The sequence below is a fragment of the Pedobacter sp. SAFR-022 genome, assembly GCF_051965375.1.
Taxonomy (GTDB): Bacteria; Bacteroidota; Bacteroidia; order Sphingobacteriales; family Sphingobacteriaceae; genus Pedobacter.
Genome location: NZ_JBQCME010000011.1, coordinates 42,856 through 53,978 on the forward strand (window position 1 = coordinate 42,856; position 11,123 = coordinate 53,978).

Below are 11,123 nucleotides of genomic sequence, written 5' to 3' on the forward strand. Positions count from 1 at the left end.
TTACAATATGGAAATCATTGCTTATTTCGCTTCTGCATTAATTGGTATATCGCTCGGACTTATTGGTGGTGGTGGGTCAATTCTCACAGTCCCTGTAATGGTATATCTTTTTGGCGTTAATCCCCTTCTTGCCACATCCTACTCCTTGTTTATTGTAGGTACAACAAGTTTGGTAGGTGCATATCAAAACTTCAGGAATAATCTGGTCAGCATCAGAACCGCCCTGTTATTTGGTCTATCTTCAATAATCACCGTATTTGTTATAAGGAAGTTCTTAGTCCCTATCTTACCTACACAATTGTTTTCTATTGGTGGCTTTCAGGTTACCTTAAATATGATGACCATGGTGCTTTTTGCGCTACTAATGCTAGTAGCTTCCTTCTCCATGATCAAGGATAAAGCAATCATAGAAACAAAATCTCCTGCCTATTCGGGACATACGCTGAGGCTATTGATTTATGGTGTAGGAATTGGTTTTGCTACGGGACTTCTGGGGGCAGGCGGTGGCTTCTTACTTATACCTACTCTTGTGATTCTGCTGGGCTTGCCAATGAAAGAGGCTGTTGGAACGTCCTTAATGATTATCGCCATGAATTCCTTAGTAGGTTTTACAGGTGACCTGGGACACTTTCAAATTGACTGGCTCTTTTTATTTAAAGTTACCGGAATAGCGCTGGCCGGGCTCTTTTTTGGAATATTTTTAAGTAAAAAGGTTGACGGATCAAAACTAAAGAGGGGATTTGGCTGGTTTGTTCTAATCATGGGTGGCTTTATCTTGATAAAGGAACTTTTACACTAAAGGCTGAAGGATTTTAATCTGTTGAGTGACAGAAGTCACCGTTATAAGGGCCTGAATCTTCCGAAATTTGTTCAATTAACAAGTTAACTTAAATTAATCATACAACATATGCTAGAACTACTCAAACAACAGTGGCCATGGTATACCTCTGGTGCCGCCATTGCCTTTATCATGGTTTTACTTTTATACTTTGGAAAATCGTTTGGTGTTTCCTCCAACCTGCGGACGATTTGTACCATAGCTGGTGCAGGTAAGAAAGTGAAATTTTTTGACTTTGACTGGACTACACAAAAATGGAACTTGCTATTCATATTTGGTGCAGTATTGGGCGGGGTGATCTCTTCCACACTCTTAAAAAATGATCAACCATTACAACTCTCAGAAGCTACCATAGCTGATCTAAAGACCATTGGGGTAGGTTTTGAAGGTGGCCTAAATCCGTCGCAATTATTCAGTCTTGATGCAATACTTTCAATAAAAGGTTTTTTAATTCTGTTAGTTGGAGGCGTACTGGTGGGATTTGGGGCCCGCTATGCAGGTGGTTGTACATCAGGCCATGCAATTTCAGGCTTAACTAATCTGCAGGTACCATCTCTGATTGCAGTTATCGGTTTCTTTATTGGTGGGCTTGCCACAACCTATTTAATACTTCCATATCTCTTCTAATCTATAAAATTCAAAAAAATGAAGTCTTTAAAATTTATAGTAGCTGGCATTTTGTTCGGCATAATAATGAGTAAATCTGAGGCGATTTCATGGTTTCGTATTCAGGAAATGTTCCGTTTTCAATCTTTTCACATGTATGGGCTTATGGGGACTGCTGTAGTATTAGGTTCTCTTGCTGTGTTCCTCATTAAACGGTTTAAAATCAATGATTATAAAGGTAATCCCATTGCTTTTCAAGATAAGGATAAAAGCTTTCCAAGATATATACTGGGAGGGACCATCTTTGGGTTAGGTTGGGCACTAACAGGCGCTTGCCCGGGTCCAATGTTCGTAAATATTGGCCATGGCTATTTTGGAATGTTGATTGTAATATTTGGAGCATTAGCAGGGACATACCTTTATGGGGTAATAAAAAATCGGCTTCCTCACTAAGGATCAGGGTTGGTGACTTAAATCACCGTATAGAAAAAGTAATTGTTAGAAATTTGTATATCAAATCAGAAGAACATGAAAATTGAACAATTTGAAGATAAGAATCTTGCTCATTACAGTTATGCCGTTTTGAGCGAGTGTCAGCGTGAGGTTGTATTGATTGATCCTGCCCGCGATCCTAAGCCATATTATGACTATGCAGATAGACATGCTTCAAAAATTATCGGAGTTATAGAAACACATCCACATGCAGACTTTGTAAGTAGTCACCTTCAGATTCAACAGGAAACCGGCGCAAAGATATTTGCGAGCAAATTGATGAATCCCGACTATACCTTTATACCGTTTGATGAAGGTGCTGTGCTTGAAGTTGGCAAAGTCAAATTTAAACCAATGAATACACCTGGACATTCTCCAGACAGCATCTCTATTGTCCTGGAACACCAGGGAGAAGACAAAGCCGTATTTACGGGGGATACGCTATTCATTGGCGATTGTGGAAGACCTGATCTGAGAGAAAAAGGTGAAGATTTAGATTTGAAACGTGAAGAGCTTGCAAAAAAAATGTACAGCTCGCTTCGAAACAAGCTGATGTTGCTTGATGATGACGTAATTGTATATCCCGCTCACGGAGCTGGCACATTGTGTGGAAAGGCCTTAAGCAAGGCTAGTAGCAGTTCTATTGGCGCTGAAAAAGCAGCAAACTGGTCTTTACAGGATATGCCTGAGTCTGAATTCATTAAAGAATTAACTGCCGATCAACCATTTATACCAAAGTATTTTCCTTACAACGTTGATTTAAATAAAACAGGCGCTCCTGTATTAAAGAATAGTTTGGATAAGGTTATAGTGGGGCAAAAAGTTGATGATCTGAAAAAAGCAGCTCTACTTGATAATCACATAACCATTGTGGATACACGAAATTCTGCAGCCTATAAAAGGAAACACCTGAAAAATTCCATTAACATCATGGATGGTGAGAAATTTGAAACATGGTTAGGTGCATTGGTTGCCCCTGGTGATAAATTCTACCTTGCAGCAGAAAACGAAAATGCTTTAAAACTCTTGAAGGAAAGGACCGCTAAAATTGGATATGAACCATTTATCAAAGAGGCATTTGTGCTGGATTTTGGAACTGAACAATCAGCTGAATTAGACTTTGAAGATTTTAAGGAACACCCTTCGGCGTATACGGTTGTTGATATTCGAAATCAGCCAGAGGCTGAAAGCCAACCTGCTTTCCAAGGTTCAATCAATATCCCATTGCCAGAGCTGAGCAACCGGTCAAACGAGATTCCAACTAATAAGCCTATTGTTGTTCATTGCGCCGGTGGCTATCGAAGTGCTGCAGGAAGCAGTTTACTGGAAAATAAGCTAAATGCTAATGTGTTTGATTTAAGTGACCGAATCAAAGAATTTATCGGCAAGCACTAATCCAATTAGGTTCGCATTCCAAAACATCAAGGTATATTTACAACTATACCTTGATGTCTTTATAAAACAATGACCGCATGAGACCATATTTTTTTTTAATCACTGTACTAGTTTGTTTGTTTTATATTAATCCAGCAAAAGGACAAAGTAAAGTGATCCATTTTAGCGGCGCTAAGGCAACTAAAAGCCATTATAAAGTATTGTATATCCTTAACAACGGTGAAGACAAAAGAATATCTGCAACGCTAAGAAACATTAACAATGCATTGGATGACCCCAGATTGAAGGGGAAACTTGAGGTCGAACTGGTTGTATTTGGTGACGGTGTGGTTCTTTTCAAAAAAGATGGAAAATACCGTGAAGTGCTTATGACATTAAGGAATAAAGGTGTGCTTCTGGCACAATGTGAAAATACCCTAAGGGAACGTAACATTGGAAAAGATGAACTATATGACTTTATTCATTTTGTACCTAGTGGTAATGGTGAGGTCATCATTCGTCAACAACAAGGCTGGTCTGTTATCCATCCTTAAACGGCATTAAATCCGGTACTTTTTGCCAATAAATAAAAAACACTACTTTTGCGCTTGATGAAGAAATTACTCCAACATATTTTTGACCTTTCCAATAGCAAGACAGCCAAGTCTTTGTCTATAGGTATGCTCGTCATTTTGTGTTTGGTATCCTCATGTTCCATTAGAAAAGGGATAGAGTCATTCTTTTCTGACGGGGCTACTACAGCACTGGGTTTCAATAAAGCTTCTAAAGCAAGTTTAATACAAAAGCAGGGCTTGAAGTTTAACTCTATCAATTGTAAGTTATTAGGGCAAGGGTTTGAGGATCAGCAGGTGTCTTTGAAGCAGGCCTCCTCACCGGTCGCATTGGTTCCACTTTTATTTTTCGTTCTACCGGAATTTCTAATTTCGCTTTTAACTGGTTTTAAAACCCCAACAGTACTCCCAGTTCCAAACTCATGGCTACGTTGGTCTTATTTACCTTTGTTTTTACAAAACAGGCTTCTTCTGATATAGAATTGTTTTAAAACAGCGCCCGCTGTTATTTACGCTGACATCAGCGAAACATCAATTCGACAATATCTAATTTCAATTCTTAGCGATGAAGTATTTTCTTCAAATGTCGCTTGTGCTGTTTATTCTATGGAGTAAATCATCACAGGCACAGCAAATTCATACCCTGTCTTTAAAGGAGGCATGGGAACAGGCAAATGATAACTATCCTGGTCTTCACGAACGAAAGTATCTGATTGAAGAGTTTAAAATCAGAAAAAAGGAAGCTCAAAGTCAGGCTCTCCCACAAGTACAGCTTCAAGCACAAAGTTCCTTTGGAACCTTGAATGGCAGTGCGGGAGCGTTTTTCCCTGTTCCTGGGGTTTTTAACGTATCAGGTAGCAATGCAATCTTGAACCCAGACTTAAATAACGTTTATAATACTTTCGGGTCAGTCTTGGTAGACTGGACAATTTTTGAGTTTGGACGGCAACGCAGTGCAGTAGAAGCAGCTCAGTATCAGGTACAGGCTGCAGAAAGTGGTTATCAAGCTACCGGCCTTTCTTTACAAAGTAAAGTAACCAGGTTATACATTGATATCTTGTACAATAGAGCAAACCTGCAATGGGCCCAGGCAAATGCTATTAGGCTAAATAACATCAGGGAGGTGACTACTAGCCTGGCGCGGGCAGGTATAAAGCCCGGAGCAGATACGTCATTGGCGGCATCATCATTCTTACAAGCAACAGCCAATCAGCAGGAATGGCTTGGCAAATTAAATGCAAGTAAGATTAATTTCACTGAAGTGGTGCCGGTGCAAAGCTTCAACCTGTCCGAAAATGGATTTCTTAAATCTGATATACAGCATCTAAAAACAGATTCGGTGCCAATTACTCATCCTTATCTAAAGGTCATTAATGACCAGATATCCTATGAGCAAACGCAGGAAACCTTAATTACTAAGGAGGCATTTCCTTCACTTTCAGTTCTGGGTGGGCTGTCAACAAGAGGAAATAGTATCAATCCGGATGGATCCATGACACCGGGACTTACATCTGGCTTTTCCAATTATGCAAACAACTACTTGATTGGCTTAGGACTTAGCTGGAATATCTCCGGAATTTACACGAGTTCATTAGGAAAAAGGCGTGTTAAGCAAACCATTAAGGGAGTGCAGGCTAAGTACGATATGCAAAAACTGCAAATGGAAACGGCCCTGTCGTCGGTTAATTCACGAATCAATCAACAAAGAATACAGCTGATTCAAAATAGGTTGGCAGAACAGGAATCAAGAAAGGCTTACGATCTATACCTGGTTAGGTATGAGGGCGGATTAATTAGCTTAACAGAATTGCTACAAATTCAATCTTTCCTGCAAATAGCCGAAAAGGAATTCATTGAGGCCCAGCAGGTCTTGTGGAATCTGCTGATTACACAAGCAGAAGTATCTGGCAATTTCAACTATTTGGCTACTCAATTTAACTAACATTATGAATATGATCAGGTTTGCATTAAAGAAGCCATTATCAATTATGGTAGCTGTTATAGCTATCACTTATTTTTCCTTTACAGCAATACGCAATATCAATGTTGATATTTTCCCAAAGGTCGAACTTCCTGTTATCTATATAGCGATGCCCTATGGCGGCTTAACGCCGGCATATATGGATGGATTTATGGCAAATGAGTTTCAAAAGGTACTCATATTTGTTAGCGGAGTAAGCGAAATTGATTTTAAAAGTGTTCAGGGTTTTACCCTGATGAAACTATCTTTCTATCCGGGTACTGACATGGCCCAGGCCTCTGCAGAAGTTTCGACCCAGGTTTCAAGAGCTATGGGGTTCCTCCCCCCTGGTGCAGTTCCGCCTCAGGTTGTTCGGTTTGATGGCAGTTCTCTTCCAATTGGTCAGCTGGTCTTCGAAAGCCCTAAGCGGTCCATTACTGAACTCCAAAACCTCGCCATGACTAAAATCAGGCCTATGTTCGTAACTATTCCCGGGGTAACTGCGCCTGCACCATTTGGTGGTAATGTTAGAACCATGGTCGTTAAGGTTGATCCAACCCTTATGCAGTCATATGGACTTTCTGCAGAGCAGGTCACTATGGCTATTGCAAAAAACAATTTTCCTTCGCCTGCCGGAAACATCAGGATTGGCGATCAAAATTTGATGAGCCCGGTTAACTCCATTGCTACCGGACCTGAAGACTTTCTTAATATTCCAATAAAGTCAAGTTCGGCAAATACCATTTTTGTCAAAGATATAGCCTCTGTAGAAGATGCAGCGGATGTCACAACAGGTTATGCCATTATAAATGGTAAGCGCTCAGTCTATTTGCCAGTCATTAAAAAGGCCGATGCCTCTACACTAAAGGTCGTAGAGAATTTGAAAGCAGCAATTCCAAAACTTAAAGCTGCCATGCCCGAGGATGTTGATATCAAGTACGTTTTTGATCAATCTGGTTATATTGAAAGTTCTTTAGAAAACCTGATACATGAAGGCATATTAGGGGCGGTTTTAACTGGCCTGATGATTTTCCTGTTTTTAGGCGATTCAAGAGGGGCGCTGATTGTGGTACTTACCATACCCATTGCCATACTCTCGGCGGTTATTATGTTATATCTGTTCGGACAGACCATAAACGTCATGACCCTAAGTGGACTTGCATTGTCAATCGGTATACTCGTCGATGAGGCCACGGTAACGATAGAAAATATCCACCAGCATTTTGAAATGGAAAAGCCAAAGCAACGGGCTATTTTAGACGCTCTTTTGGAAATCTCCATTCCGAAAATTCTTATTCTTCTTTGTATACTGGCAGTACTGATCCCTTCATTTATGATGAGCGGGATACCAAAGGACATGTTCATGCCACTATCACTAGCCGTTGCATTTGCGATGATTGCATCCTTTATAGCTTCTCAAACATTTGTCCCGATTATGGCTAACTGGCTAATGAAGCCTGAGTTACTTGTCCATCAAAAAGTAAGCTTTCAAAAAAAGAAACTAACCAGATTTGAGCAATTCAAACGAAAATATCTAATACTGACCCGTTACAGCCAAAACAGAACCTGGAAAGTTATTGGTATATATACACTACTTTCCCTTACAATTCTAGTTGCCGGAGGCCTAATTATAGGAACCGACATTCTACCGGCAAGCAATAATGGCGATGTGCAAATGAGGATTGTTGCCCCAGAAGGCACCAGGCTTGAGAAATCTGAGGATTACCTAAAAAAGGTAACCAAAATTGTTTCAGATCAGCTACCTGGAAATGCGATAAAGATCACATCTGCATATGTAGGTTTACAGCCTTCAGCTACGGCAATTAACCCAATATTTCTATTTACCAGTGGCTCTCATGAATCTGTCTTGCAGGTCTCTGTAGATCAGGATCTTTATACAGGTTCCATGACCTTACTAAAAGAAAATATCCGAAATGAAATTGGTAAACAATTGCCAAAGCTAAAGATAAACTTTGAGCCTATTGAGATGGTCGAAAAGATCATGAGCCAAGGGGCTATGACGCCTATTCAGCTTAAGGTCGCAGGTAGCCAGTTAAAAGTTGCTGAGCAATTTGCAAAGAAATTGGAGGCAGAGCTAATAAAAATGCCATTTCTGCGTGACGTTCGTATTGCTGAACCCGTTAATACCCCAGGAATTCAAATTAACGTAAACCGGGAGCTGGCCGCTCAATTTGGTTTAACTATGGAAGATGTAGCCAGAACAATGACTATGGCCACTTCATCCACGCGTTTTACAAACAAAAACCTATGGGTAGATCCGAAATCGGGTTTAGTTTTCCAGGTGCAGGTACAGATACCTGAATCGGATATGCAATCTCTGGAGAATTTACGTGCGTTGCCTTTAAAGGCTGGACAGCCTCGACCGGTACTCGAGGATGTTGCTGAACTGCGATCTGTAAAGATGCCTGCGCAAGTAAACAGGCAGGGACCAAACAGGTATGTAAGCGTGCTTGCAAATACCTATCAAACAGACTTAGGTGCCGCTTCAAAAGCGGTAACCGAAGCAATTAAAAATGTAGGAGAACCTCCACGTGGAGTAAGAGTATCCACTGAGGGTTTAATGCAACTGTTAGATGATACCCTTTCAGGACTTCAGACCGGCCTGGTGGTAGCGATGGTCGTTATCTTTTTAATGCTGACTGCATACTATCAATCGTTTGCCGTTTCAGGACTAATTCTATCTGTGGTCCCTGCTGTAATTGGGGGAAGTCTACTACTACTACTGCTTTCTGGAAGCACATTAAACTTACAATCGTACATGGGAATCATTATGTCGGTCGGAGTTTCCGTTTCCAATGCTGTATTAATGGTCAACCAGGCAGAGGTCAATCGTCTAAAATATGGATTGTCGGCACGTCAAGCTTCCTTTCTTGCTGCCTCTTCCAGGTTAAGGCCAATTATCATGACCACATTAGCGATGATTGCAGGAATGATTCCAATGTCGCTTGGCCTGGGAGATGGTGGTGACCAAGTCGCGCCACTCGGTCAGGCCGTAATTGGGGGACTATTACTGTCTACTCTAACAGTTCTGCTGATTTTGCCACACATCTATGCTCTTGTTATGAAAAACAAATCAAGGTTTAGCCCAACTCTGGATCCTGATGATCCTGAAAACAAAAGTTTGATAATACAATACTAATTCCCACCAGACCCATTCGCTAGAATTATGAAAATGATAAATTTTAAATACATGAAGGTTGCCAATTTTGCCATCCCGTTATTACTGATTATGGCGAGCTGCAGCCAGAAAAAGCCGAGCAAGCAGGTTACAGCTGATCAAAAGCCCGCCCCTGCACCGCAGGTTGAGGTAGTCCAACCTATTCTTGATCAACCAAATTATGTACTGAATCTCCCTGGAGAACTGCACCCTTTTGAACATACTGACTTGTACCCAAAAGTGAAAGGCTTTGTGAAAAGAATATTAGTCGATCGGGGTACTCGCGTAAAAAAAGGGCAACTATTAGCCATATTAGAAGCACCAGAAGTAAGTCAAAAGTACCTATCAGAGAAATCATCAGAAAACAAACTTTACGAAGATTACCTGTATAGCCGGCAATCTTATGAACGCTTTAAAAAAGCGGCCCTGAAGGCAGGATCTGTAGCTGAGATTGAACTTGATAAAGCAAGAAGTAAATTCAAAAGTGACAGTGCCGCTTATGCTTCTGCCAAAGCCAACACGGGTATTTCTGCTCAGCAAAAGCAATATCTACGGATAACAGCGCCGTTCGATGGAATTATAGTCGATAAAAATGTATCAAATGGGGCTTTAGTTGGCGACAATTCTCAGATACCAATGATCACCATCGTACAGACAAACCAACTACGCTTAACTGTCGCCATTCCAGAGAAACATTCACAATCATTGAGCGAGCATACTCCGGTATCTTTTACCGTAAGCAACTTGCCAGGAAAAGTATATCAATCTAAACTGTCCCGAAAAAGTGATTTTGTAAAGCAAGAATCCAGAGCAGTGAACGCAGAATTTGATGTACCGAATGCAAAAAATGAACTCCGGGGAGGTGAATATGCGCAGGTCAAACTGAATCTACGCAGACCATATCAAACATTGTGGTTACCTATGACAAGTATTATACGATCACAATCCGGGATTTTTGTTCAGAAAGTGATTAATGGAAAAATTGAACGGGTTGATATCAGTTTGGGCATTCAACAGGGCAATTTACAAGAAGTTTTTGGCGAGTTAAACATTGACAATCAGTACGTAAAAATTGGTTCTGAAGAACTAATAAACGGAACAAACGTAAAAATTAAGAAATAAAATGAAGACAAGTAATCAGCAAAACAGCAAAACATTGAAAAGTTATATCACCTTTTCAAACGTCAGCAATATAGTGGTGTTACTACTGGTAGTAACTTTGGTATTTAGTGCAGATGCAAAAGGCCTGGTAATTGAGGGCTTAATGAAGATCGGGCTATTCCAACCTGATGTACCTAAGGTAGAGTCCAAGTCAAAAGCTCCAGCTGCCAATACGACCTCACCAACTCAAGATGTAAAATTTATGGACAGCAAGGGTAATACCATCAACCTTTCTGATCAAAAAGGTAAGGTGGTTTTTATAAACTTTTGGGCTACATGGTGTCCCCCATGCATCGCTGAAATGCCAACCATAGATCAACTGCATGAAAAATATAAAGATAAAAGTGATATCATGTTCTTGATGGTTGATGTAGATGGGAAGGTTGACGAATCAACCACCTTTATGAAAGATAAAGGCTTCCATCTTCCGGTTCATATTCCTGCAAGTGAAATGCCCAAAGCATTATTTGCCGGAAGCATGCCAACCACAGTCATCCTTGACAAATCAGGAAACATTGCCTTTCATCATGTTGGCGGTGCAGATTATAGTAATCCTAAGATTTCAGAGTTCATAGATCAACTTGTAAAGCAGTAATGTAATAAGTTTGGAAATCCAGGTATGTCATTACCTGGATTTTTAATCTTTTTTGTATATCAGAATTCGTAACTATGTTTAGCGTCTAATGCTAGACCAAATAAGGTATTTGCTTTTATCATTATTCCCTGGAATGTTGCGAATATGACCGGAACTATCATTATTTCACAGTTCTTATAAGCTTACTTATTATCTAGCTTCTATTAATACTTGCGCAAATTCATCTGGCAAAGGACTTTCCAGTATTCCCTTAGTAGCCTTGTCAAGGTCATAAGCGACTCTTCTAAATTCGACTTTGATACTTTCCAGATTTAAAAGAGAACTGCTTTTATTTATAGTTAGCATAA

The 11,123-nt window shown here is 40.3% G+C and carries 10 protein-coding genes; all 10 read left to right on the forward strand.

The window, feature by feature from the left end:
* Positions 1-7 precede the first annotated feature (7 nt).
* The 10 genes from ACTHQF_RS17220 to ACTHQF_RS17265 all read left to right on the forward strand — a co-directional run bounded on the left by ACTHQF_RS17220 (position 8) and on the right by ACTHQF_RS17265 (position 10,776).
* Entirely contained in the window at positions 8-799 is a 792-nt protein-coding gene (locus tag ACTHQF_RS17220) for a sulfite exporter TauE/SafE family protein (protein ID WP_037440931.1), read from the forward strand.
* A 108-nt stretch (positions 800-907) separates the two neighbouring features.
* A complete protein-coding gene (locus ACTHQF_RS17225) occupies positions 908-1,465 on the forward strand; it encodes a YeeE/YedE family protein (RefSeq protein ID WP_037440934.1) in 558 nt (185 codons plus the stop codon).
* Between the two features lie 18 nt (positions 1,466-1,483).
* Positions 1,484-1,897, forward strand: coding sequence for a DUF6691 family protein (locus ACTHQF_RS17230; RefSeq protein ID WP_037440937.1), 414 nt, complete (start codon positions 1,484-1,486; stop codon positions 1,895-1,897).
* Between the two features lie 75 nt (positions 1,898-1,972).
* Positions 1,973-3,331 carry an MBL fold metallo-hydrolase gene (locus ACTHQF_RS17235; protein ID WP_188627936.1) on the forward strand — a complete coding sequence of 453 codons (1,359 nt, stop codon included), beginning with the start codon at positions 1,973-1,975 and terminating at the stop codon, positions 3,329-3,331.
* A 77-nt stretch (positions 3,332-3,408) separates the two neighbouring features.
* Positions 3,409-3,864 (forward strand): DsrE family protein, encoded by a 456-nt coding sequence (locus ACTHQF_RS17240; protein ID WP_188627977.1) that lies wholly within the window; start codon positions 3,409-3,411, stop codon positions 3,862-3,864.
* 57 nt (positions 3,865-3,921) lie between these two features.
* Positions 3,922-4,362, forward strand: coding sequence for a hypothetical protein (locus ACTHQF_RS17245; RefSeq protein WP_037440944.1), 441 nt, complete (start codon positions 3,922-3,924; stop codon positions 4,360-4,362).
* Positions 4,363-4,447: 85 nt separating this feature from the next.
* Entirely contained in the window at positions 4,448-5,824 is a 1,377-nt protein-coding gene (locus tag ACTHQF_RS17250; RefSeq protein ID WP_083401144.1) for a TolC family protein, read from the forward strand.
* A 4-nt stretch (positions 5,825-5,828) separates the two neighbouring features.
* On the forward strand, positions 5,829-9,002 hold the full coding sequence (locus ACTHQF_RS17255; RefSeq protein WP_037443541.1) for an efflux RND transporter permease subunit: 3,174 nt from the start codon (positions 5,829-5,831) through the stop codon (positions 9,000-9,002).
* A gap of 51 nt (positions 9,003-9,053) precedes the next feature.
* Positions 9,054-10,142 (forward strand): efflux RND transporter periplasmic adaptor subunit, encoded by a 1,089-nt coding sequence (locus tag ACTHQF_RS17260; RefSeq protein ID WP_170844865.1) that lies wholly within the window; start codon positions 9,054-9,056, stop codon positions 10,140-10,142.
* 1 nt (position 10,143) lies between these two features.
* Positions 10,144-10,776 (forward strand): TlpA family protein disulfide reductase, encoded by a 633-nt coding sequence (locus tag ACTHQF_RS17265; RefSeq protein ID WP_051760163.1) that lies wholly within the window; start codon positions 10,144-10,146, stop codon positions 10,774-10,776.
* Positions 10,777-11,123 lie beyond the last annotated feature (347 nt).